The sequence below is a fragment of the Psychroserpens mesophilus genome (assembly GCF_050617655.1).
Taxonomy (GTDB): domain Bacteria; phylum Bacteroidota; class Bacteroidia; order Flavobacteriales; family Flavobacteriaceae; genus Psychroserpens; species Psychroserpens mesophilus_A.
The window spans coordinates 556988-582282 of sequence record NZ_JBODQC010000001.1 but is presented as its reverse complement, the minus strand read 5'-3'; the positions used below and the strand labels follow the sequence as shown (position 1 = coordinate 582282).

The following is a 25295-nucleotide window of genomic DNA, read 5'->3' as shown; positions in this document are numbered from 1 at the left end:
TACAGTATTTATCAGCTTTTTTTAAGACAAATACTGTACGTCTTAATATTAATTAGTTGGTTTTAATTTTCTCTTTGAATATAAACCCATGCTGTTCTTTGTTTACCGTTATCATACTCCATAGTGTAAAAATAGGTACCAACAGGAAGCTCGTCACCATCATTACTTTGCCCATACCATTCGTTAGTATAGTTTTTCTTAGAATATACTAAAGTTCCATTTCTATTAAAAATTTCTAATTTACTCACATTGTAACTACTTAAATCAAAGGTTTCATTAATCATATCTCCATTTGGAGAAATACCTTGCGGAATTACACATGTATCCAATTCAATAACTGTCTGCTCAACTAGATCTGCTATACACTGAGTTTGATTGAATACGACTTCAATTTCATAGAGCCCAGCTTCTGTTACTGAAAGTTCTAAACTATTTTCACCTGGAATCAAACCTCCTTCGAAATACCATCTGATGGTTACATCACTTTCATTATAGTTATTGGCAGTTGCTGTAATTATAAGTGGAGCAGTTGCATTAGGACATAATTCATAATCAATACTTGTTGTAAATGTTGTATCTGGTAACGGATTTACTTCAAGCTCTAACATTCCTGTAGAATAACAACCTGAAGACACAATACTTTCAATTCTTACAAAAAGGGTTGTTGAAGTGCTACTGTATAAAGAAGAGCTATCAATTGCTCCTGTATCTCCATCTGCATCAGCTTGTGTTTCGTGATAGGTTACATTGTAATTAGCAGCATTTTGTGAACCAAGTACATTTCCGTCTTGAGAAGCTAAGTCAAACAGGGTCTCTCCATCTAAATCGTCATCACATTCTGAATACACCACATTATTTACTGTAGGTGTAGGCCCTGAAATATCCAAATTAAAACTTGATAATACATAACAAACTGGAGCTGTAGCATTTTCAATTCTTACATATATCATTTGAGGATTAGATGTATTTGTATATGGAGATGATAAAGCTCCTACTCCATTTTCTGCATCTGCAAAGGAGAAATGATAGGTGACATTAAAGTCTGCAGGATTTTGAGTACCTAAAACAAATTCTGTTTGCTGTTCTAGATTGAAAGCTTCAACACCATCATCCGAAGCATCATCACATGTAACAAGGTCAGTTAATGTAAATGATGAATCTGGTGATAGATTGACTACAAGATCCATAGTAGTAGTTGCATAACAATCAAAAGCTAAAATACTTTCTACTCTAACAAAAATGGTTGCTGCTGGACTGTTGTATAAAGTAGAGGTATCTATTTGATCCATAGAACCGATACCATCATCTGCTCCTTGTTGGGATGTATAATAGGTTACAGTAAAATCTGCTGCACTTTGCCCATCAAGAATATTTACATCTCTAGATGGTAAATCAAAACCTGCAATACCATCTTGATTAGTATCACATTCTGGATACACATCTGAGGTTGCGGTTGGTGTGGTGCCTGAAACATCTAAATTAAATGAAGTTAACGCAAAACAGCCTGGCGCATCAGCATCTTCAACTCTAACATATATCGTTTGAGGATTAGATGTATTTATATAATCTGTTAAAGGTAAAGGGTTCAAGCCTTGTCCTGCATCAGGAGGACTCACGTGATAAGTCACATTAAAATCTGCTGCATCTTGAGTGCCCAGAATTGCTGCTGTTTGATCTTGTAAATCAAATTCTTCAAAGCCATCTGCTGATGCATCATCACAAGTAATCATATCTGCAACTGGATTTGCAACAGCTTCTTCTCCTAAAGTTACAAGCACTGTAATTGAATACGAGAAGCCTTCACAAACGTCGCCATTAACCTCGACGAAATAACCTCCAGATTCTGTAACTGTTAATACTGGATCTGTTGCACCTATTATTGGAATATTATCAGCATCGTACCATTGGTAAGAATCTGCATAAGGAGAACTTGCTTCTAAATCAATAGAATCAATACCACATAATTCTATTGGTGCACTAAATCCAACATTCATTGGGTCTTCAGCCACTTCAGTGCCTTGGTATAAGATTTCTGCATCACATACTATCTCACAGTTTGTACCATCAGTGGGACCTGAATCTTGAGTAAAGGTATAGACTCCATCATCTTGAGAGTAATTTGTGATTAGAATTAAATAAACATCACCAGCCTGCACACCATTTAAGGTTATCGTTTCAACACTTACAAAGGAAAAACTACAATCTGCTACGTTCTCAGGTAATAAATTATAACAACCTTCTGGCTGATCATTAAATGGTCCCCATACTATGAAGTCAACGTCATTTCCAGTTCCATCTAAACCTGTTTGTTCAAGAGTAAACACATAATCTCCTGCTTCATCAAAATAAATAGAATTCCAGATAGGATCTGGTTGAGAACCTAAACAATCATAGTCTAAATATGGAGGTGCAATCTCATCTCCGATAATACTAGGGTATTCTAAATCACTTGCACATATTGGCAATGCGTCTAAACAGAACGTTGGCGGTCCTAATGTATTAATACATAAGTCAAATGTACTTGTTTCACTAGCGTTTCCTCCAGAAAACACTCTGACATAATACGTATTTCCTACGACTAAACTAGGTGTTAAAGCATTGTCATCTCCTGTACAATATAGTTCTGTTAAATTATTATTACAATCTCCTTCATACAGAGCATGGTCAATATTAGTAGTACCTCCATTAATATTGGTAATAGAGATTATTTGTTGTTCTCCTAATGCAACAAACTCAAACCATACATCATCATCAGGGTTTCCAGTACAACTTCCATTTGGAACACCTGAAGGAGTTGCTTCAACTAAAGTTCCTGGTGTTGTTAAATTACAACTCTCGTCGGCATTGACGACAGCTACAGTAGCATTACAAGGGTTATCATTGTCTGGAGGACAGGCTAATAATTGAATCGGGCTACTATTTATTACACATTGTGTGTCTTGGTCGTGACTGGTAGTAACTATCACATCTACTAGAAATGGGAATGGACCGATTTGATACACTCCTGGAGCAGTTACAGGAACTGTGGTAGCATCAATATTATTAGATATTGTTAAAGATGTTGCATCACCAAGCGATGTAATATTAACATCTATTAAAAATTGGTTACCACTAGCACAATCATCAATTACTTGATATGTCGCTATCGGATTTACACATGTTGCACATGAAACAGTAAAATCCCATTCTAACCTAGCTTCCGATTCACAACTTACAGAACCATCACTATCCACTTCCATAAATATAGAATCACCAACAATCGAATCGAATGTAAGACCTGCGAAATCAAACACTCCATCTGTATCACTGTTAAATAGTACGTTTCCTGTATTATCTGTACCGTCATATATGGTTAACTCATCGAAACCTGCTTCTATGGTTCCAGAACTAAATGTTATTCTTATTGGACTTCCGTCACTAGAAGTGAATGTCCAGTTTGTTGTATCATTATTTTGGTAACAATAATTTATTTGTGTAGGTCCTTGAGTACAATCTATATTAAAAACAGTTTGAATAGTTGTTGTAAAATTAATAGGCCCAGCCCAAATACTAAAAGTTCCTCCTCCACAGTCTGCCCTTACCCAAACTTCATAATCTGTAGAAAAATCTAGTCCTGTCTCGTTAACTGTTGTTGCTCCAACTGGTGTTCCTGACCCACTTGGCTCACCTGTTCCTGCTGGCACAACTACATATTCCCATGAGGTTTCACCATTATTAGCATTCCAGGTTATATCGGCATTTGTTCCGCCTACGTTAGAGACCACAATACTACTTGGGGCTATGCAAAAAGATCCGCAAGTTTCAACTCTCACTAAATCTATGGCCATATCACCTTCAAAATCACCTATTCCAGTATGACTAAACTCTACATATATCACTTGTCCTAAGTACGCGTCTAAATTAATTCCTATAGGAACCCAAGGATCATCACCTGAAGTCTGAAGATCTCCAGCCCACGCAAACTCATTAGAAAACGGACCTGTTGGAGATGTTGAAACACCTACATTGAGCGTCCCCATACCAGCTCCAAAAGCATGCATATAAAATGACAATTCTGCACCATCAACAGCAGTGCTTAAATCTATTGCTGGACTAACTGCTGAAGCTGTATCTGAACTTGGACCTGAAGCTTCATAATGCATATAGTTTGCACCACTAAATGCTGCGTTTGGTCCAGTAGCTCCTGAAATGGATGTTCCTGGAAGAAGCCATGTACCATCGCCTCCATTAATATTTCCTGTCCAACCATCTAAACTATCAAAATCGGCTGTATATATAAATGATGAACTTCCCGATACACAAGTCACTCCAACTGGTGGAGGTGGAGGTGTATTAAAAGTAGTAAATGTAACTGGACCTGTCCAGCTACTTAATCCTCCTGCTCCACAATCACCACGAACCCAAACTTCATAATCTGTAGTTGCAGTTAAGCCAGTTGCCGTGTATGGATTATTTGTCGTCACTGCACCTGGACCAGTTGGTTCTCCCGTTCCCGCTGGCTGCACAACAACTTGCCATGAGGTTTCTGAGTCTCCTGGAGTCCAACTAATATCTACTGAAACATCTGAAAACGAATCTATTGTTAAATTTAAAGGCTCTGGACATGTTGGAGGAGTTCTTACTCTAAATTTACCAACGTGAAAATCATAATCTTCTGTATCATTAACCGCTCCATCAGAAGCCCATATTGCAAATTGCACATTTGTACCTGTTACTGCACTTAAATCCTCTATGTATTCAGTACCTCCAACAGCAGGTTCGTTTGCAGCATTCCAAGTTGTTAAAGTGGTCCAAGTTGCACCACCATCAATACTTTGTAATAATTTCACCTCATCATCAGATCCCATGGTGTCATCTGTAAATCCACCGTTCCAGTTTGTTACTGCAACATTGACTTCCAGTTGATATCCACCAGCAGATAAATCAAAAAATGGTGATAACAACCATTCTCTATCGGTATTTCCAAATAGGTTGATAGCATTACTAGCGCCAAAAGCATAATCTGTACCATCACGCCAATCTGATGTACCAGAACCACTAGGCCCATCGGCTATTTCACCATCGTTAGCTTCATCCCAACAGGCGTCAGGAACATTAACTGACATATCAGCATTATAGTCTGGTGTTATGGCTCCACAAGGCGTAATAAAATTAAAAGGTCCTACCCAACTGCTAAATTCGCCACTACAATCTGACCGAACATATACTTCATATTCTGTGTTTGCAGTTAATCCTGTAGCTGTATATGGATTATTTGTAGTAGCTACACCTGATTCTGTTGGAGCACCTGTACCTGCTGCTTGAACTGCAATTTCCCAGTTTGTTTCTATTCCACCAGGAGTCCAAGTAACATCTGCTGTAGCTGCTAAAATACCAGTCACTGTGATTCCAGATGGCTCTGGACAAGAAACCTCAAATATATTTATCGAATCAAAAGCAACTCCTTCATCTTGTACACTGCCGTCTGATCCAAATGCAAATCTCAATATAACATTACTTTCTCCGGCCAATCCGACTAATGCATGGCGAGCTACAACCCAGCCACCTGAGCCATTGTTGGAAGAATTTCTTCCTGTCCAACCAATTGGTTGACCTCCTGGGTTTCCACCAATCGTATCATCATTAAACCAGTTATTTGGATCACCTAAATCTCCAACATTTTGCCATGAAGCACCTCCATCTACAGATGACTGTAACACCATTCCATCCCAGCTAAATTCTGCATTCCACCAAATACTAAATTCAATTGATGGCGCACTTAATGAAGATAAATCAAATACAGGACTTACAACAGCTGCGTCTTCACCAGTACCATAGCTTCCAGTCAGGTTAGTAACCCATGCATTTACTCCTGAATCTGCACTATTGATAATAGTATTTGCAGGCGTTCCTAATTCCCAAGAACCTGAAGCGGGATCATCAACTGTCCATCCGCCATCACCAGATTCGAAATCTTCAAAATAGGGATAGTTAGTGATTTGTGCATTAATATTCCAGGTTGAAAAAGCAAGGAATAATGCGAATAGGAAAGTAATCTTTTTCATTTGATATATACTATTAATTATTTTATATAATTTATTGGCACTAAACACCTTAGTCCTAGCCAAACACAATTGTAGCTAAACAAATAAGGTTAATCATAATAAGAATAGGAGCAAATAAGTAACCGAAGATAAAAAAAATGGTTATTAAGAAAGCCTTAACATTGCTATAATAGATAAAGTGCTGTTTTTATCGATAAAAAGATTGACTCATTAATTCATCTTACTTAATCGTATATAAACTGGAAAATGATCACTAAATCCTCCTTTATATTTTTTCCCAATATAAGTCCTAAATGGTTGCCCTTTAAATTTTCCGTGATATTGTGTTAAAAATTTGTCATCAAAAATATCGGCATCCTCAAATTTTAGACTCAAATCATCAGTTTCAAAAAAATTTGTTGAAAACAATATTTGATCGAAAACATTCCATCTAAAGTTATGATTCTGAGTACCTCTAGTATAAGACAACAAAGTGTTCATTGGGTTGAATAATTCTCCTTTTTCAGCAAGCATTTTAACACTTTCATTATTTGGATTATCATTAAAATCACCCATGACAATTAGTTTAGGGTTGTGTTCTTTTAATTTTATTAATTCTATAATTTCAACAGCCATTTGAGATGCAGCAATTCTGTTAATGGATGACGTTTCAAGTCCTTCACGACGAGATGGCCAATGATTTATTATACAATGAATTAACTCTCCATTAAGTTTTCCTGAAACAAGTAAAATATCTCTGGTAAAGTCTTGAATACCATTTTCCTTTTCAAGATAGATAGAAAAGGGTTTGGAATTTAACAGTTCAAATTCATCTTTGTTATAAATAAATCCAACATCAATTCCTCGTTCATCTTTAGAATCATAATGAACGATATCGTAATTGCAGTCTTTCAAACTTTCAGTTTCAATTAAATCCTGTAGTACTTTTTTATTTTCAGCTTCAGCTATCCCAATTAATGAAGGTGGCTTTTGTATGTGATTGAAACCAATTTTTGAGATGACATCTGCTAATTTATGTAGTTTTTTTTCGTACCTTTTTTTCGTCCATCGTTTATCTGATTTTGGCAAAAAATCATTATCGTGCGTAAGTCCATTGTCTTCAAAATCAAAAAGGTTCTCTACGTTATAAAATGCGACTGTGTAATAGTGTTCTTTTTCCACAAAACAAATTTAAATTTAAAATGCAATACACCTACTTTCAATTATGTAACTTTGTAAATATTTTAATTTATGATAGAAAAAAAAGACATACAACTTGAAAAGGCTGTTCTCATAGGAGTTATCACTAAAGAACAAAATGAAGAACGTTCTAAAGAATATTTAGATGAGTTAGAATTTTTAACTTACACTGCTGGTGGTGAAGTTTTAAAACGATTTGTTCAGAAAATGGACATGCCTAACCCAAAAACATTTATTGGCTCTGGTAAAATGGAAGAAGTTGAGACCTTCATTAAAGACAATGATATAGGCACTGCTATTTTTGATGATGAATTATCTGCAGCTCAAGAACGTAATATTAGTAAAATTTTAGGCTGTAAAGTATTAGATCGCACAAATCTAATTCTAGATATTTTTGCTCAACGAGCTACAACAAGTTATGCCAGAACTCAAGTAGAACTTGCACAATGTGAATATTTATTGCCTAGATTAAAAGGAATGTGGACACACCTTGAGCGACAAAAAGGTGGTATTGGGATGCGTGGTCCTGGTGAAACTGAAATTGAAACCGACAGACGTATTGTTAGAGATAAAATTGCTTTATTAAAAGCTAAAATAAAAACCATTGACAAGCAAATGGCTGTGCAACGAGGAAACCGAGGCAAAATGGTTCGAGTGGCTTTGGTAGGCTACACCAACGTTGGTAAGTCCACATTAATGAATGTAATTAGTAAAAGTGATGTATTTGCTGAAAACAAGTTATTTGCTACACTTGATACAACGGTTCGAAAAGTAGTGATTCAAAACTTACCTTTTTTATTAACTGATACTGTTGGTTTTATCAGAAAACTACCAACGCAATTGATTGAATCTTTTAAAAGTACTCTTGATGAAGTAAGGGAAGCTGATTTATTATTGCATGTTGTAGATATTTCTCATCCTAACTTTGAAGGACATATCGATTCTGTAAACAAGATTCTGGGAGAGATTGAAAGCTCAGATAAACCAACCATCATGGTTTTTAATAAAATAGACGCTTACAAACCTGAGCCTTTAGATGAGGATGATTTAGTAACTGAAAAAACATCAGCACATTATACTTTAGAAGAATGGAAGAACACATGGATGAATAAAGTTGGAAATAATGCTTTATTTATTTCTGCATTAAATAAGAAAAATTTGGACACTTTTAAAAAACGAGTCTATGATGAAGTTAGAGAAATACATGTGACCCGTTTTCCATATAATCATTTTTTGTATCCTGATTATGAAGATGAGTAATAAACTCATTAAAGCTAAAAAGGCTGCCTCTTAATTGAGACAGCCTTTTTAGTTCATATCAAATTTGATTACCAAATTCTAACTCTATCTTCTGGAGCTATCCACATGGCATCTCCTTCTTTAATATCAAATGCTTCGTAAAAGGCATCAATATTTCTTAAAGGTTGTGTTGCTCTTACCATTCCAGGAGAGTGTGTATCTGTTTTGATAAGTGTACGTAATGCATCGTCTCTTGTTAAGGTTCTCCAAACTGTTGCCCAAGACATAAAGAAACGTTGCTCAGGTGTAAACCCATCAATATTTTCTGGTCTTCCATTTTTTTCAAAATGTAATTGCAGCCCATCATAAGCACCAAGTACACCTCCAAGATCACCAATATTTTCTCCTAATGTATACTTACCATTAATGAACACACTATCTAAAACTTCGATAGCATCATATTGCTCAGCTAAAGCATCACCACGCTTAGTAAATTCTTCAAGATCTTTATCTGTCCACCAGTTTTTTAAATTTCCATCGCCATCAAAACGAGATCCAGAATCATCAAAAGCATGAGAAATTTCATGTCCTATAACAGCACCTATTCCTCCATAATTTACAGCATCATCAGCTGTATAGTTATAAAAAGGTGGTTGTAATATTGCAGCAGGAAAAACGATTTCGTTATTCAAAGGGTTAAAATATGCATTTACCATTTGTGGAGGCATTCCCCATTTTGATTTATCTACTGGCTCACCAATTTCTGATAGATTATCTTCCATAGACCATTGACCAACAGCCATCATATTCTCAGCATAGCTATTTCCTTCTTTAACCATCAAATTAGAATAATCTTCCCACTCGTCAGGATAAGCAATCTTAACAGTAAATTTATCTAGCTTCTCAATAGCTTTGGTCTTAGTGTCTTCAGTCATCCAGTCTAATTTCTGGATTCTATTTTGAAATGCAGTGATTACATTAGCAATCATTTGCTCAGCTTTCTCTTTAGCTTCTGGTGGAAATTTGGCTTCTACATATAATTTTCCGATAGCTTCTCCCACACTACCTGTAACTGTTCCTAAGGCACGTTCTTCTGCTGATTTTTGTTTTTTTGCTCCACTTAATGTTTTAGAATAAAACTCCCAGTTTGCCGTTTCAATCTCAGTAGTTAACCATCCAGCAGCATTATCTAAGGTACTCCAAACCATTAGCGTTTTTATGTCTTCAATTGGAGTTGATGTTAAAAACTCGCTTAATGCAGTCATGTATTTTGGTTGCATTACTAACACGGTATCTAATTCTTTTTTAACTCCCATATCATCAATCATCTTACTCCAGTCAATAGCAGGAGACATCTCCTGTAATTGCGAAATAGATCTTGGATTATTGAAATTACGAGCATCTCTAGCAGCTACCTTATCTAATCGAGGCTCGGCTAACTCCGTTTCCATTTTTAAAATTTTATTAGCTGCAGCATCTGCGTCTTCTTCACTGTAGTTAATGAATTGAAGCATTCTAGAAATATGCGCTTTGTATTGTTCTCTGATTTCCTTTGATTTTTCATCCTGATCTAAATAGTAGTCTCTTTGTAACCCTAAACCTCCAGGAAACAACCATGCAGCATTCATACTACTGTCATTTAAATCTGGACTAGCTCCAATTCCTGCAAAAGGGGCAGAAACACCTAGAGTTGTAGCGTAAACCGTTTGCATTTCATCAATGCTGTTAATACTGTTAATTTTATCAAGTAACGGCTGTAATGGTTTTATACCTGCTTCATTACGAGCAATAGTATCTAATTCTGATTCAAAAATCAGCAATGCCTTTTTTTGATCCGTTCCATCTTCATATTTACCCAGTTCTTTCGATGTTTTTAAAATTTCTAAAACATCATTTCTGGTGTCTTTTCGCAATACTCCAAATCCTCCCCAACGTGTTTCGTCATCAGGAATTTGAGTGTTTTTAGCCCAATTTCCATTGACGAAATTGTAGAAATCATCTTTTGGATCTACCTCTCTATCCATGTTATCGAGATTAATTCCAGGAATGTTCTCGACCATTGCTGTTTCCTCTTTTGGTTCTTCTTTACATCCTAAAAATGTAAAAACTGCCAAAACTGAGATTATCAAAATATTTTTGATATTAGTTTTCATAGTGTTTATAGTGTTTTTAATTTTGATTTAAAATTAGTCATTAATTAGAAGCTCTAACTTGTTGTTTGTTACATATTAACAAAATATTAAGAGAAAAGAATTCTGCTTTGTTAATAATTAATTTGGCTTTAAGATGTTATTTGCCTCAAACTCAAGCTTTTTGTTAATTTGAAGATTCAGATTAGAAAAGGCAACAAATACTTCTTTTATCGCTTTGATCTGTTCGTCTTTAGAAATATTATCAAGTAGTAATAGGCTATTCAGCTTAAGCATTTTTGTTTCTAATGCTGTGATTCTAGAATTAATTTCATTAGTACTTAATGCATTTGGAATTTCTAATCTAAAATCGTTTATAAACGTAGTAATTAATGTGATATCACTTTTAAAAAAAGATAAATCAGCCATCTTTAAATACTCCATTTGCCTGTTTAGTTCTTGGTACTTTTGCCAATCATTAACTGTTTTGGAAGCGTCGTTGCTTAACGCGTAATCATTATATTTGAGACTTTCAATCTCTTTTTTAGTTATGGTTTTAGATTCTTTTGGTTCTACTGAAGGTTCAATTTCTACATTTTGGGGATCTGTTTTACAACTGAAAACCATCATACAAATAACACAATACAACAAGAAATTAAATCGCATAAATTAATAACTGAATTTGGTCGTAAATATACTTAAAGAGAATATACTTTTAGGGTTATAAAAATGGATTTAACAAAAAATAAAGTGTTGTTAAATTTAAGCATTAATCTTTTTTGTCCTTTTTATTCTTAGTATTTTTGACTCATATTAATAACCGTATTTTTTTTATGTCAAAAGTATTAATCATTGGTGCTGGTGGTCAAATTGGATCTGAATTAACCTATAAACTTCGTAAAATTCATGGTGATGATAATATTGTAGCTAGTGATATCCGTTTTTCAAATATAGACATTACAAAATCAGGAGTTTTTGAAGTTCTTGATGCTAAAGACTATGACGCTATTAAAAATTGTGTTATAAAACACAATATTGATACGGTGTATTTAATGGCTGCAATGCTTAGTGCAACAGGAGAAAAACATCCAATGATGGCTTGGGATTTAAATATGAATTCTCTATTTCATGTTTTAAATCTCGCAAAAGATGGTATGATTAAAAAAGTATTTTGGCCATCTAGCATTGCTGTTTTTGGTCCCACAACTCCTTCTGTTGATACACCTCAGCATACCATTATGGAACCAACAACAGTTTATGGTATTACAAAACAAGTTGGAGAACGTTGGTGTGAATATTACAACAAACAATATGGTGTAGATGTAAGAAGTATTAGATATCCAGGAATTATTAGCTGGAAAACCATGCCAGGAGGAGGCACAACAGATTATGCTGTAGAAATTTATCACAAAGCTATAACCCACAAAACTTATGAATGCTTCTTATCTGAAGATACCCAACTTCCAATGATGTTTATGAACGATGCTATCAAAGCTACTTTAGATTTAATGGACGCTCCAGAGGATTGCTTAACAATTAGGTCTTCATACAATTTATCTGCAGTTAGTTTTACTCCTAGAGAAATATTTGAAAGTATAAAAGCCCATATCCCAGATTTCTCGATTTCGTATCATCCTGATTTTAGACAGAAAATTGCTGATAGCTGGCCATCCTCTATTGATGACAGTATAGCTCGCAAGGACTGGAAGTGGAATCACGATTTTAATTTAGAGCTAATGACTAAAGAAATGATTTTTCAATTAGAAAAAAAGTATCAGTCTTCTGAAAAAGTTAGCTAAAAAGTGACGACAATTTAAAACAGTCACGATGTACCAATAGAATATTAATTTAAACTATTGGCATTATGAAATCTTATCCTTTACTTGTTATTCTATTTATCTTTTTCTATTACTCTTGCAACGGACAAAAAGATCACAACTTACATTCAAATTCTAATATAGATACTGAAGAATTTATTGAAAACAACCAACAGTATAATTCTGAGAAGGCTGCTTCAAACACCAATACCTCTTCAAAAAAGCTAAAACTTTACAAGATAAAAAATAAGCAATTTGATATGTTATTTGGTGTAATGCCAATTCCAGTTTCATGGGAAATTACTAAGAACTCAGAAGATAATTTGCTCTTTAAAGCTTCAAATGGGATTAAAGTTTATGGTGAACGTTATAACATGTTTTTTTATTCTAATAATCAGGAGTTAAATTATTTTTATCAGCAAAACGGAACCCAAATAAAAGCACCTAAAGACATCAATCGTGTTATAAATGAAGATTTGAAGCCGTTTCTGGAATCTAACGGACTAAAATACATAGGTCAATTTCCGCTTCCTCAACTCGCTCACGCAGACAAACAGTTAGACAATGCTATTTTCAAATCTATGCCTGAAGAAAAAAAATATGAATGTATCGTTACCGAATGGGAAGATAAAAATGGTATTAAATCTCTGGGAGTCGTAAGATATTTTACCAATTACTACCCAACAGTTGGAGGTATGGATTGGGGCTATACATTAAATGGATTAGATGCTCCAAAAGCTGTATATGAAGATGCAAAAAAAGATTATATCAATGCCTTGCTCAATCTGCAAGTCAATCCAAACTGGATTCAAAAAAACAATCAATATTACGCTCAAAAATCTCAACAAAGTAATGCAGAGCATCAACAGCGTATGGCTTCTATTCGTGCGCAAGGTCAAGCCTTAATTAATACTGGAAACACCTACAGCTCAATAAGTGATAGTAATCATGAAAGCTGGAAAAGGAGAAATGCAATGACAGATGCAGGACACTCCAAATCTGTTGATGCGATCTGGGAACGTAGTAATGTACATGACCAAAGCGGAAACCAATATCAAGTTCAAGGGTATTATAACACAGTTTGGAAAAACAATAATAACGAATACATTGGAACCAATAATACCAACTGGAATCCTAACGTTGATAATACAACTAATAGCATTAATTGGGAACAATTAGAAAATAATGATGACAATTAATTAGTCGTTTCGATGTACTTAAAAACAGTTAATCGTCGAAAAGTTGATTTAATAGCATAGTATTGGTTGAAAATTGAAATAATTGTATCTTTCTGTTGATTAGCTATTAACATGAGGGAAGCCCACAAAACCAACCATCAATTACAACTTGTAGAAGCTATTAAAGCAAACGATCAAATTGCTTTAAAACAGTTTTATATGAGTAATTATCACAAAATTGAAGCCTTAGTCTTAAAAAATAGTGGCTCAGTTGATCATGCAAAAGACTTATATCAAGACAGTTTTATTGCCGTTTGGAAAAATTTAAAAGCGAATAAATTTGAACCAAAAAACGAAACGGCTTTACAAGGCTATTTATACCAAATTGCCAAAAACAAATGGATGGATGTTTTGCGATCAAGTACATTCAAAAAAACCAATGGATTCACCGATGAAACTTTAGCTTTTTTAAAAGAAGAACCAAAAGATGAATATAAAGGCGCTAATGAAGACAAATTAAAAGCAACAATGAATGCTTTTAAAAATCTCGGTCAACCCTGTAAACAGCTACTAACTAACTTTTATTATGAAAAGAAATCACTGAAAATTATAGCTTCAGAATTACAACTTGAAGAAGCTTCAGTGCGAAACAAAAAATACAGATGCATGGAAAAACTCCGAAGCATTGTGTTATCCTCAAAATCTTAAAAAAATTGAAAACTAATAGCACCATATCACAAGAACAACTCGAAGCCATTGAGCGATACATTAATGGAACAATGTCTCAAGAAGAACTCAAAGCATTTAAAACACAACTTGAGAATGATTCCGAATTTAAAACTCAAGTTGAAGATATCAGGATACTTCTATCTGGTATAGAAGAACAGTCACTTAAAGCACAGCTTGATGAATTTCATAACGACATCATAAAACAACCTTCTCAAGAGGACTCACCTAAAGTTCGTTATTTACAATTCAGAAAATTAGTAGCAGCTGCAGCTATCATTATTGCTTTAGGAAGTTTTTGGTTTTACAATCAAAACTCTACAGACAGATTATACTCAAAATATTTTGTGCCAGATCCAGGATTACCAACCACAATGAGCCATAGTTCAAATTTTGAGTTTTATGATGCCATGGTAAATTACAAACAAGGCGATTATAAAATTGCTATTGAAAAATGGGAAGTTTTAAAAGAAAAAACACCAAGTAATGATACACTAAACTACTTTTTAGGTGTTGCCTATTTAGCAAACAAAAGCGAAACTAATGCCATTCCTTTTTTAGAAAAATCAATTCAAGATAAAGATTTTCCCTTAGCTAATGATGCCTATTACTATTTAGGTTTAGCCTATTTAAAAGAAGGTAATATTAAAAAAGCAAAAGAAAACTTTCAAAAATCTAACATTGAAAACAGCAACATACTTCTGTCCAAATTGAACGACTAACCTTATTAAAAACAAGCAATTATGAGAAATTTTTTCAATTGTTATAGTCCTACCATGCTTTTTATTTTAGTAGTAGGCTTTAATCAATTTGGTTTTTCTCAACCCGATTCAATTTCTGGCATTAAACTCATCGATTATTATTTAGTTAATCAAAACATTAATAAAGCTGACACAGAATTAAAAAAACAAATCCACTCATTTGAGAGTAAGAACCTGTTCGATTCTCTAATTAATTACCCTTATTACGTAGGTAAAGTTTCATTGGCAAAAACCAATAAACATAATGCCGTTCTAACTGCTGAAAAGTTTGTAGAAAACATCAATTCCAAAAGAAAAAACCCCTTTATAAATTATAAAACCCTGTTAAGCCTAGCCGATTTTTATGATGAAGTTAGTGAAAACCAAAAATCCCTAAAAGTCACAGAAGAAGCGCTCAACATAGCTCAAAACATAAAAAATATAAGAGGAGATGCTATTGGTAAAATTCGTTATAATGTTGGAGCCTCATTAATGTCTCTTGGTGAAATAGAAAAAGCAAAAACCTATTTTATTCAGGCATTAAATGATTATGAATCTTATGACCAAACAGATCCAAAGGCTTTATCTGACACAAATAATGCTGTAGGAGCAACCATGTGGATGTCTTCTAAGTTAGATAGTGCCAAGTATTACTATTCTAAAGCAATAAAAGCCTTAGGTGTGATTAAACAAGGAGATTCAATTGAGAATTTATATTTAAAAACCGTAATTCAATCTAACATCTCATTGTTGGAGTATTCGGAAGGTGATTTACAAAAAGCGATACAAACACAAACATCCGTTATTAACAATTACGAAACAGTCGCAACTAATTCATTAGACGAAAACATTGTGTCTAAGTCAAAACGTTATCAGGCAAGAGCCATCTCTAATTTAGCGGTATTTTATAACGAATATGGAAATCTATACAAAGCCAATGAAATATTAAAGTATGCATTAGAGAAGAAAAAAAAGATGTTAAGTACAGCCAGCGATGTCGCATTTACTCTTATTCAGATTGGGCAATCTCAACTTTCACTTCAAAATTACGATGAAGCCATTACATCTTTAAATGCTGGATTACAACAGCTGGAGAAAAACTCTGAAAACAACAGTTATTGGAAAGCTACAGCTTTTCATGCATTAGCAGAAGTTTATACTGCTCAGAATAATATCATGAAAGCCAAAGCATATTTTGACAAAAGTGAAGTACTTTTTCTAGAAACTTTAGGGAACGAATATGACAAGGAGTTTTTAAACTTTTTAAGCAATAAAGCTCTTTTTTTAGCAGATAATAACGAGCCTAAAAAAGCCGTTGAAACTTCAAAAAAAGCTTACAATTATGTGTTAAAAAACAGCACTAATAATTCGTATCAACTATTTAAACAAATTAGTAATCTGGCAGAAACCTATTACTTATCAAAACACTATAATGAGGCTCAAGAATGGATAAAACGTGGTCATGAATATCTAGACAATAAGACCAATCGTTATACCTCAAGGATGGATTCTGTCATACTTCAACTCAACAAACCAAAATTAACACTTTTAAACACAAAATCAGACTACTATACAACACCACAAAGAGATGCTGTTTTTTTAAAATATAACATAGAAAAACTAGATGAGGCTTTGCGTTTATTAGAAAAACGTAAAGAAACCATTTTCACTTCACAAGATGTAAACATCTTACTTTCAGACTATAAAAACAATACTGACTTTGCAAAAAAATTGAATTTAGAATTGTACGAAATCAATAATGATACAAGCTCATTAAAAAAGTTAATAGAACTTCACGAATCTAGTATTTACAATCGGATTAGATCACGGCTAAACATGAGAAATAATCTCTCGTTTTCTAATATTCCTGAAACTGTTTTACATAGAGAGAAAAAATTGAAAGCCTCTATTTCAAAGGCTTTGGAAGACATCAATGATTTTAACTCTTATTTAAATGCAAATCACAACTGGGCATTGTTTTTGGATTCATTAAAACAAAAACATCCAAAATACTATAAAATGCGATATGCCAGTATTGAAACACCTCTGGATAATTTGCAAACTCATATTTCAGAAGAGGTAACTATTGTGCGTTATTTATATGTTGAAGAACAACTTTATGCTTTTTTAGTTAGCAAGGCAGATTATAATCTGATTAAATTAGACTCAAAAGACATTAGCAATTACATCATATCTTTAAGTGAAGACCAAACAACTAATCAAGCCACAAATGACTACCTTTTTTTATTGTATAATAAACTCTGGAAACCTTTTGAAAATAAAATAGGCACAAAAAATATTGTCATTATTCCAGATAGAGAGCTTTTTAATTTAAGTTTTGAAACCTTGACCAACTCTAAAGCAAACTCTGTTGAAAAGTTAGCAGAAAACAGCCTGTTGTCTAATTACAATATCTCTTACAATTATAGTTTGTTGCTCTTAAATGAGAATCAAAAAACAATAGATTACTCAAATGATTTTATAGCGTTTGCTCCTGAATTTAATGACAAAATGAAAGACAACTACAAAGTTTCAATTGTAGATTCGTTATCTGTCGATAAAACTTATTTACATTTATTACCTCAACCTTTTAGTGTTGAACTGGTAAAAGAATATTCAAAACTATTTAATGGTAAGTTATTTATAAACGAAAATGCTTCAAAACAAGTATTCACCAAGGAAGCCAATGAACATAAAATCATTCATATTGGAACACATGCTGAATCTAATAACATATTACCTGAGCTATCTCGTCTGGTTTTTGCCAAAGACGCGTCAAATAAAGACAACTCACTTTATACTTATGAAATTTACAATCAAAATTTAGCGTCGCATCTTGCTGTGTTAACAGCTTGTGAAACTGGTAAGCCAACATACCAGTCTGGAGAAGGTATGATTTCTTTAGCTCATGCTTTTAATTACGCTGGAAGCGAAAGTATTTTAACAAGTCTTTGGAAAATAGATGAGCAGTCTAGTGCAAAAATTATCAAATTATTTTATGATAATATTTCTGAAGGATTGCCTAAAGATAAAGCTTTACGTCTTGCAAAACTTGATTATATTAAAACTGCTCATGGACGAACAAAACACCCAAAATACTGGGCTGGTTTAGTTCTTATAGGAGATACTGCACCTATAGACTTAAATACGTCTTCAAATTTATTATTTTGGCTGCTTGGATCTTTAGTTATAATAATTTTAACCGTCATCGTCATCAAAAAACGAAACGCATAAAAAAAGAGTTTTCAAATAGATGAAAACTCTTTCTGTTATAAACTAACGGATAAACCAACGTTCAAAAAATTCCCTACAAATTAATAGCATTGTTGATTCATCACTTATTCATCGTATGAGTTTTAAAATGTGAGCAAAAAAACTATCTGAAACGTAACTGTCATTATCGTATTTTGATAAATTGTACCTTTCAGATAGTCTGGTTTAACTAACTCTATTATTGCTTTATAATTCGCTTGGTTATAGAATTATTAGAGGTGTATATTCTAACAAAATACATGCCGTTTGCATACCCTTCTAAAGATACTTGCATGGTTTCATTCATAGGCTTTAAATCTATTGTGTTCACCAGTTTTCCAGTGACATCTATGATTTCTAAATTAATGAGTTTTAACTGACTTGTATTCTTTATGTTCAATGTACTTAATACTGGATTAGGGTAAACAATGATATTATGATCTGATAATTGAAAATCGTCAACTCCTAAAGTAGTGTCATCTACTTTTAAGTTAAATGAACAAGACTCAATGTTTTCAAAGTCGTCAGTTACTTCAATTGAAATAAGATAATCTCCATCAGGCAAAATTGTACCTGGAGCAGGAGTTTGTTGAACCGTAAAACCACAATTATCTGAAGCAGCTACAGTTCCTTCAACAAAATAGTCTGGCAATATAAAATCGCCTGTTGTTTCAACTGTAAAACCACTTGGACAGTTTACTACAGGAGCAATATTATCTTCAACAGTAACAATAATTGTAGCCGAATCTTCATTTCCACTTTGGTCAATTACTGTTAATTTAACGGTGTTATCACCCAAATCAGCACAGGTGAAATCTGTAATATCAAGACTTAAACCTGTTACAGAACAATTATCATTTGAACCATTATCAATTTCTGAAGGTAAAACGCTTGCATTTCCAGAAGCGTCTAACTGAACTGTAATATTTTGGGCAATCGCTGTTGGGTTTATAGCATCTTGAACCGTAACTAAAGCTGAAGCTGAATCACTATTTCCACTCTGATCTGTAACGGTTAAGTTAACTGTATTTGCTCCTAAATTTGCACAAGTAAAATCTGAAACATCTAAACTTAGATTCGCTACTGAACAATTATCATTAGAGCCATCATCAATATCTGATGGTAAAATACTTGCATTTCCAGAAGCATCTAACTGAACTGTAATATTTTGGGTAATCGCTGTTGGGTTTATAGCATCTTGAACCGTAACTAAAGCTGAAGCTGAATCACTATTTCCACTCTGATCTGTAACGGTTAAGTTAACTGTATTTGCTCCTAAATTTGCACAAGTAAAATCTGAAACATCTAAACTTAGATTCGCTACTGAACAATTATCATTAGAGCCATCATCAATATCTGAAGGCAGAACACTTACATTTCCAGAAGCCTCCAACTGAACTGTTATATTTTGAGTTACTACATTTGGATTAGTGACATCTTCAACAGTAACAATAGCTTGTGCCTCGGCAAAATTACCATCATTATCTGTGACTGTTAAGGTTACTATATTATCACCTAAATCAGCACATGTGAAAACGGTAGTATCAAGAGAAAACTGGAGTTCATTTGTTGGTGTACAGTTGTCAGTTGTTCCGTTATCAACATCAGTATCTGCAATACTCACATTTCCACTGGCATCTAATTGCACTGTAATATCTTGAGTAATAATATTTGGTGGTAGAATATCCAACTTATCGGTAATCGTCAAAACCACTTTATTATTGTCTGGATAAGAGATATCAAATGTATAGCGTTTTCCATCAAAATCGACATTCTCGATAGGTGACTGTAAATTCTCTGTTGCAATAGTTCCTGAAGTTGTTGCAATGGTAAACTCGTCACCTATAGTGCCCTCAAATCCCATGGTAACATTTACCATACCTTCAAAAACAACATTGGTTCCTGTAATGACCAAAACATCATGTTCTGTATCAGGTATAAGTCCGTTTAATTCAATATCGAGAATTGTATTTCCTGTGGATATATAGTTTCCAATGACAGTTAAAGTTCCAGGTGAAGCACCAGGTGCTATGGTTCCATTATTTGTAAAGTTTGTAATGGTTGGCATATTAAAAATAGAAATTCCTTTGATTATTCCGCCAGCCTGATGATCTAAAACTCCACTAAAATTTAAGGTTCCAAATGCAGCTTCAATAGTTCCTGTATTAATTACCTCAACATTTATTACCGTTGAATTAGACGAACTACATATAAGTAACCCTTCATTATTTAATAGATTGATACCTACTCCTGTCTCACTTATTCCAGAATTATCTGCCTGAAAATCTATGGTGCCTGTAAGTGAGTTATTTAAAACACTATCATTTTGGATGAATATATCGCCTCCACTTTCAAAATTAATTTCTTCATTATTGTTGAGCGTTGTGATGCCATTAATAAAAACATTACTTGTTTGAACTGCTATCTTATTTTCATTTATTAAAATCCCTCCACCATCTAGGCTTCCACTAACCCAAGTTATCGTTTCATTTCCAGAAAAATCAAATATAGCAGTATCAGGACTGTTTACCCTAACAGTCGATCGCCAGTTTAGTGTTCCCTGCAGATTTCCAGTTAGTGTTCCTGAAAGGGTTACAGAAACATCCCAATCTAGATTGGCACCAGAAAACACGTTATAAATACCATCTGTAAGTTCTATGGCATCCACAACACCATTGCTTAAATTTAGGATTCCTTCTTCTACTTGTATTGTACCATTATTATTTTTTAGTTCAACATTTATAGTGGCTTGGTCTGTTGGGTCTGCGGTTACAAAGGATGTTTTTATCAGTCCAAAATTGCTCAGTAAATTAATTCCTGCTCCTGACTCACTTATTCCAGAATTATCTGCCTGAAAATCTATGGTTCCTGTAAGTGAGTTATTTAAAACGCTATCATTTTGAATGAATATATCGCCTGCACCTTCAAAATTAATTTCTCCACTATTGTTGAGTGTAGTGCTTCCATAAATAAAAACGTTACTTGTCTGAACTGCTATCTTATTTTTATTAAACAATGTTCCTCCGCCATCTAAATTTCCACTAGCCCAAATCAAAGTTTCGTTTCCTGTGAAATCAAAAGTAGCTGTATCGGCCACATTAACTCTTACCGCATCTCTCCAAACAATATTTCCCTCAAGATTTCCCGTTAAAGTTCCAGATACAGTGACATCATTATCCCATTCTAAGGTAGCATTTGTAAACACATTATAAATACCATCTTGAAGTTCTATAGAATCTACAGTCCCATTAGACAAATTTAAAATCCCTTTTTCAACTTGGATAGTCCCATCATTGTTTTTTAATTCTACACTTATGGTTGCTTGATCATCAGGATTTGATGTTACAAAGGATGTTTTTATCAATCCAGAATTGTTAAGTAAATTAGTTCCAGCTCCTGATTCACTTATTCCAGAATTATCTGCCTGAAAATCTATGATCCCTGTAAGTGAGTTAATTAGAGCACTGTCATTTTGGATGAATATATCACCTCCACTTTCAAAATTAATTTCGCCACTATTGTTGAGTGTGGTAATGCCATTAATAAAAACATTGCTTGTTTGAACTGCAATCTTATTTTTATTAAATAATGTTCCTCCGCCATCTAAACTTCCACTAACCCAAGTTATCGTTTCATTTCCTGTGAAATCAAAAGTCGCTGTATCTGCTGCATTAACTCTCACCAAATCTCTCCATACAATATTACCTACTAAGTTTCCCGTTAAAGTACCAGATACAGTGACATCGTTATCCCATTCTAAAGTAGCATTTGCAAACACATTATAGGTACCATCTTGTAGTTCTATAGAATCTACTGTTCCATTAGACAAATTTAAAGTCCCGTTTTCAACTTGTACAGTACCATCATTGTTTTTGAATTCTACGCTAATGGTTGCCTGATCATCAGGATCTGATGTTACAAAGGATGTTTTTATCAATCCAGAATTATTTAGCAAATTAGTTCCAACTCCAGATTCACTTATTCCAGAATTATCTGCCTGAAAATCTAAAATGCCAGTTACAGTATTATTTAGTACGGCATCTGCTGCTATAAATATATTTCCACTAGTCGTGAAATTAATAAATCCATCATTATTCAAAATAGTACCAAGAGCTAATGTCACATTAGTCCCATCTATATTCATAACTCCAGAGTTTGTCAATATAATTCCGTTTCCTCTTAAAGATCCTGCACTCCAGTTAATAGTTGTATTTGAACCAAAGGTTGAGGGTTCTGCAAAGGTAAAACTATTGTCTATATCAAAAACAGCATTTCCTTGTACATCAATAGATTTAACCGTTCCTACACTATTAAGAGTTACTGTAAAACCAGTTGGAATAATTACATCATCTGATGCAGTTGGCACCAGATTAGTGTCCCAGTTGTCTGTATTGTTCCAATTTGTGTTTGTTCCCAAACCTGTCCATGTAGTCTGAGCCATTGCTATTGCAGTCGTTAAACTCAATAGCATGAGTAGTAAAATTCGTTTCATAATTAATAGCTTTATATGTTTATATAGCTGTACATCGAATAAAATTTAAAATGTGAGCATCCTATAAAAGATTGTAGAATTCTTTAAAACTCTATTTATAAAGCCTAATAATTAAACCAGAATCAAAATTATACAAGCATTACTAAAAATTATGTAACGCAAACAGGCTAATTGTTTTGTAAATTATAGTATATAAAAATTAAGAATTATGAAATCTATTATACTCACTTTTATTTTATTGTTTAACGCTTTTACAGCATTCACTCAAAATGTTGAAGGTACATACTCGAATGAGTGGATATCAGACATTGGTGAAGGAATGATTTACACTATAACATTGGAAGATGATGGAAGCTTTACTTTTTATTACACACGTAAATATATTGGAGGTATTCCAGACAAGAATGTTGCAGTAGAAGGTACATGGACTTTAGATGGTCGTTTATTAATCCTAGATACTGACGTTGAAAGTCCTGAAGAATCTGAATTTGCTTCAGAACTAGATTCGAACAAAGCAAGATTTGTAAGTTATTCTCCAAGACACCACAAATATGATGAGGTTGAACCTTCATTAGAATTTTATGAATCTGATGTCTTTTATTTGAAAGACATGGATTTGATCAAAACAAAAGAAGACATAATCGCATTACATGAAGAAGATGACAATCAAGATGATTATCAAACTGATGTTGAATAAAATAATTATAATGCTACATGTAGAAGTTTTAAAATAAAGCTGTAATTAGCATTATTAAACGTATTAAACGTATTAAACTTAAGAGATTCCATGGCTTTAGCTTTGGGATTTTTTATTCAATGCAGCTTAGTTAGACTTAAATCTGTTTAAAATTAGCACTTTAGTTTGCACCACAAAAAAAGTCCAGCATTTCTGCTGAACTTTAGTTTGCTCCTCCTCTTGGGCTCGAACCAAGGACCCTCTGATTAACAGTCAGATGCTCTAACCAACTGAGCTAAGGAGGAGTGTTTGTCGCTTTTGCGAGCGCAAATATATATTATTTTTTAAGTTTCACAAACAAAAAAAACAAAAAAATGATTCAAATCTTTATTATATCCAATCGTTAATATTGGCAAATAAAACTAAAGTAATTAATATGATGAATCCAACAAGTTGAGCTCGTTCTAAAAATTTTTCGCTAGGTGCTCTGCCTGAGATCATTTCATACAATAAAAACATCACATGACCTCCATCTAAGGCAGGAATCGGCAGTAAATTTAAGACGCCTAACATTATTGAAAGAAAAGCTGTAAGAACCCAAAATGCTTGCCAGCTCCATACACTTGGAAAAATACTATAGATTGCTTTAAAACCACCAACTCCTTTATAAGCACCTGTACTTGGATTGAAAATGGCTTTTAATTGAGCTCCATATTTATTTAGTGTATCCACAAAATCTGATCCTCCTGCTACCCAACTTTCACCAAACGTATAAGTCTGTATCGCAATATCATAATATCCTAATTCTGCAAAACGGTCATTATCAAATGCTGGTTGGAATCCAAATTTTCCATGTTCATCAACTTTTAACTCACGGGAAATCGTATCCTTATCTCTTAACAATTCTACTCTTAAAGTCTGACTTTTATAGTTCGTCATTAAAGAGTCTAATTGATCAAAATATCTTAATGGCTTACCATCAATAGAAATAATAATGTCTTCGGCCTTAACATCTAACGATTTATTTAAAGAGGAATCTGCAACAGACCCTATCATAAATGGTATTCTACGTTCAAAGAGCTCTTTACTTTTTGCAGAAGTAAACTGACCAAGAAAATCTTCTGGTAAATCAATTACTTTTTTCTGACCATTTCTTTTAATCGTAATATTCTCAGCTCCAATGATATTTGAACGAACATCATAATCATTTACAACTTTGATATCATTTACTGCTAATATTTTATCTCCAGTTTTAAAACCTAAATCCTGAAGAAACTCATTTTCAACCCAATAACCATCTTTTAAACTCTCAATTTTAGTAGTTTTATCTCCATAGACAAAAGCAACAAAAACATAAATTAAATAAGCTAAAATAAAATTAACTGTTACACCACCAAGCATAATAATTAAACGTTGCCAAGCTGGTTTAGAGCGAAACTCCCAAGGCTGTGGAGGTTGAGCCATTTGATCTTTGTCCATGCTTTCATCAATCATTCCTGCAATTTTAACATAGCCTCCCAAAGGCAGCCAGCCAATACCATAAACGGTTTCTCCAATCTTTTTCTTGAATAAGGAAAATTTAATATCAAAAAACAAGTAGAACTTCTCTACTTTGGTTTTAAATAGTTTTGCTGGTATAAAGTGCCCTAATTCGTGAAGTACAATTAGAAGAGAAAGGCTTAATAAAAATTGTGATATTCGTATTACAAACTCCATGTATATCTCTGGTCAAAATTTTACAAGCCACAAAAGTAGTGTTTTATTACCAATTTAATTTTGAAATTTTTCATAAAAAATTGAAGTGTTTTATGTTTAAATAATGG

The 25295-nt window shown here is 33.6% G+C and carries 13 protein-coding genes and 1 tRNA gene; 7 read left to right on the top strand and 7 right to left on the bottom strand.

Annotated elements, in window-relative coordinates; genetic code table 11:
* Positions 1–62: 62 nt before the first annotated feature.
* Both ACRHNM_RS02520 and ACRHNM_RS02515 read right to left on the bottom strand, forming a co-directional pair.
* On the bottom strand, positions 63–6044 hold the full coding sequence (locus ACRHNM_RS02520; protein WP_431133316.1) for a gliding motility-associated C-terminal domain-containing protein: 5982 nt from the start codon (positions 6042–6044) through the stop codon (positions 63–65).
* A 210-nt stretch (positions 6045–6254) separates the two neighbouring features.
* Entirely contained in the window at positions 6255–7205 is a 951-nt protein-coding gene (locus ACRHNM_RS02515) for an endonuclease/exonuclease/phosphatase family protein (RefSeq protein ID WP_431133315.1), read from the bottom strand.
* 69 nt (positions 7206–7274) lie between these two features.
* Between ACRHNM_RS02515 and hflX the strand changes: the two genes are divergently transcribed.
* A complete protein-coding gene (gene hflX / locus ACRHNM_RS02510; RefSeq protein ID WP_431133313.1) occupies positions 7275–8483 on the top strand; it encodes a GTPase HflX in 1209 nt (402 codons plus the stop codon).
* Positions 8484–8551: 68 nt separating this feature from the next.
* Here the strand turns inward: hflX and ACRHNM_RS02505 are convergent, their stop codons facing one another.
* Both ACRHNM_RS02505 and ACRHNM_RS02500 read right to left on the bottom strand, forming a co-directional pair.
* The gene (locus tag ACRHNM_RS02505) at positions 8552–10615 is read right to left on the bottom strand and encodes a M13 family metallopeptidase (RefSeq protein ID WP_431133311.1); all 2064 of its coding nucleotides are present in this window, start codon (positions 10613–10615) and stop codon (positions 8552–8554) included.
* 117 nt (positions 10616–10732) lie between these two features.
* A complete protein-coding gene (locus ACRHNM_RS02500; protein ID WP_431133309.1) occupies positions 10733–11257 on the bottom strand; it encodes a hypothetical protein in 525 nt (174 codons plus the stop codon).
* Positions 11258–11424: 167 nt separating this feature from the next.
* On the opposite strand from ACRHNM_RS02500, the gene ACRHNM_RS02495 reads away from it, so the two are divergent.
* The 5 genes from ACRHNM_RS02495 to ACRHNM_RS02475 all read left to right on the top strand — a co-directional run bounded on the left by ACRHNM_RS02495 (position 11425) and on the right by ACRHNM_RS02475 (position 18286).
* Positions 11425–12390: an NAD-dependent epimerase/dehydratase family protein gene (locus tag ACRHNM_RS02495; protein ID WP_431133307.1), complete on the top strand. Its 966-nt coding sequence runs from the start codon at positions 11425–11427 to the stop codon at positions 12388–12390.
* A gap of 65 nt (positions 12391–12455) precedes the next feature.
* Complete coding sequence (locus tag ACRHNM_RS02490; RefSeq protein WP_431133305.1) at positions 12456–13607, top strand: hypothetical protein; 1152 nt, start codon at positions 12456–12458, stop codon at positions 13605–13607.
* Between the two features lie 111 nt (positions 13608–13718).
* A complete protein-coding gene (locus ACRHNM_RS02485; protein WP_431133304.1) occupies positions 13719–14294 on the top strand; it encodes an RNA polymerase sigma factor in 576 nt (191 codons plus the stop codon).
* A gap of 5 nt (positions 14295–14299) precedes the next feature.
* Positions 14300–15034 (top strand): tetratricopeptide repeat protein, encoded by a 735-nt coding sequence (locus ACRHNM_RS02480; RefSeq protein ID WP_431133302.1) that lies wholly within the window; start codon positions 14300–14302, stop codon positions 15032–15034.
* Positions 15035–15055: 21 nt separating this feature from the next.
* Positions 15056–18286 carry a CHAT domain-containing protein gene (locus tag ACRHNM_RS02475; RefSeq protein ID WP_431133300.1) on the top strand — a complete coding sequence of 1077 codons (3231 nt, stop codon included), beginning with the start codon at positions 15056–15058 and terminating at the stop codon, positions 18284–18286.
* 217 nt (positions 18287–18503) lie between these two features.
* Here ACRHNM_RS02475 and ACRHNM_RS02470 read toward each other — a convergent pair whose 3' ends face one another.
* Complete coding sequence (locus tag ACRHNM_RS02470; RefSeq protein ID WP_431133298.1) at positions 18504–22796, bottom strand: T9SS type A sorting domain-containing protein; 4293 nt, start codon at positions 22794–22796, stop codon at positions 18504–18506.
* Positions 22797–23004: 208 nt separating this feature from the next.
* Between ACRHNM_RS02470 and ACRHNM_RS02465 the strand changes: the two genes are divergently transcribed.
* A complete protein-coding gene (locus tag ACRHNM_RS02465; RefSeq protein WP_431133296.1) occupies positions 23005–23493 on the top strand; it encodes a hypothetical protein in 489 nt (162 codons plus the stop codon).
* 210 nt (positions 23494–23703) lie between these two features.
* On the opposite strand, the gene ACRHNM_RS02460 is transcribed toward ACRHNM_RS02465, so the two are convergent.
* A tRNA-Asn gene (locus ACRHNM_RS02460) sits at positions 23704–23777 on the bottom strand.
* 85 nt (positions 23778–23862) lie between these two features.
* On the bottom strand, positions 23863–25188 hold the full coding sequence (gene rseP / locus ACRHNM_RS02455) for an RIP metalloprotease RseP (protein ID WP_431133294.1): 1326 nt from the start codon (positions 25186–25188) through the stop codon (positions 23863–23865).
* Between the last annotated feature and the right edge of the window lie 107 nt (positions 25189–25295).